This is a genomic window from Microvirga aerophila (genome assembly GCF_003332305.1).
GTDB classification, from domain to species: Bacteria; Pseudomonadota; Alphaproteobacteria; order Rhizobiales; family Beijerinckiaceae; genus Microvirga; species Microvirga aerophila.
The window spans coordinates 1-1,152 of sequence record NZ_QOIO01000182.1; the positions used below are offsets into that span (position 1 = coordinate 1).

The window sequence follows — 1,152 nt, forward strand, 5'->3', positions numbered from 1 at the left end:
GGGTGGATTCTATTCTGAAGTGCGAATTCCGTTACAAACAAGGGATTTACACTCGGAGGCTGAATGACCCTGCCCTACATCCATCTGAGCCTGGCTGAACGGCGTGAGATCGCCCGCATGCACGCGGCCAAGATCCCGATCAGTGTGATCGCCGACCGCCTACAGCGGCATCGGTCGACCATCTATCGGGAGATCAAACGGAACTGGGTTCACGATGAAGAGCCGCTCTACCGTGGCTACTATCATGTTGCTGCCGATATGCAGGCTCGAGCCCGGCGTCAGCGTCTGAGCAAACTCTCCCGCAAACCGGTGCTCGCGGTCTACGTGATGGATCGCCTCAAAGCTGGATGGTCGCCAGAGCAGATCGCTGGCCGTCTGCGGGCATCCGGTGCTCCTGAACGGTTGTCGCACGAGACGATCTACCGGTTCGTCTACAGCTCCCAAGGACAAAAGCTCGGGCTGTACCAGGATCTACCCATGGCACGGCGCCGGCGGCGGGTGCGCTACCAGCGCAAGCCTCGCGGTCTTTTCATTCCGGTGAGCAACACCATTGAGCAACGTCCACCGGAAATCGCAGCCCGCACCAGCTTTGGTCACTGGGAAGGCGATCTGATGATGTTCCGCAAGGAACTGGGCAAGCACAACCTTACGTCACTGACTGAGCGCCAGAGCCGTTACACGATCCTGACCCGCAACCGAGATCGCAACTCGACCGGGGTCATGACCGGCATGATCGAGAAGCTGAAAGTCCTGCCAGAGACGGCGCGTCTGTCGATCACGTTCGACCGCGGTACGGAGTTTGCCTATTATCCGTTGCTCAAGCAGAAGCTCGGCATGGACAGCTATTTCTGCAAGCCACAGGCCCCTTGGCAGAAAGGCACGGTCGAGAACACCAATGGCCGGGTTCGGCGCTTTCTGTCACGGGACGCGGACATTGCCACCTTGCCCGAGGTGGCTCTGCTTGAGATCTGTGATCGGCTCAACGGGACGCCGCGCAAGTGCCTGGGCTATCGCACACCCAAAGAGGTCCTGATGAGTTCTCTAGATCCGGGACTGTCGGGGCTGTGCAACCCTGATCAGCTCCGCCCCGGAAGTCCCTGACCGACCGGGGACCGATGCCCGCCAACCGTCGCACTTCGGCTTGATTCCACA

1 protein-coding gene is annotated in these 1,152 nt (G+C 59.9%); it reads left to right on the forward strand.

The annotated features are described in order from the left end of the window. The first annotated feature begins 63 nt into the window (after positions 1-63). Entirely contained in the window at positions 64-1,101 is a 1,038-nt protein-coding gene (locus DRB19_RS29655; protein ID WP_114189511.1) for an IS30 family transposase, read from the forward strand. Positions 1,102-1,152 lie beyond the last annotated feature (51 nt).